The 326-nt window shown below is 58.0% G+C and carries 1 rRNA gene; it reads right to left on the bottom strand.

Annotated elements, in window-relative coordinates:
* Window positions 1–326: ribosomal RNA gene (locus tag M1203_RS38595) — 23S ribosomal RNA — on the bottom strand; the annotation flags it as partial.

Raw genomic sequence — 326 nt, 5'->3', positions numbered from 1 at the left:
ACGGTACTATCCGCTATCGGTCACCAGGGAATATTTAGGCTTAGCGGGTGGTCCCGCCAGATTCACACGGGATTTCTCGGGCCCCGTGCTACTTGGGTGATTCTCAAACGAGCCGTACAGATTTCAGCTACGGGGGTCTTACCCTCTACGCCGGACCTTTCGCATGTCCTTCGCCTACCCATACGGTTTCTGACTCGCCGACCGGCCGGCAGACCGATCAAGAGAACTCCCACAACCCCACATGCGCAACCCCTGCCGGGTATCACACGCATACGGTTTGGCCTCATCCGGTTTCGCTCGCCACTACTCCCGGAATCACGGTTGTT

Source organism: Streptomyces sp. 35G-GA-8 (assembly GCF_023534745.1).
GTDB lineage: Bacteria > Actinomycetota > Actinomycetes > Streptomycetales > Streptomycetaceae > Streptomyces.
Note: the sequence above shows the minus strand (reverse complement) of the source record. Positions and strands in the feature narration are given on the sequence as shown.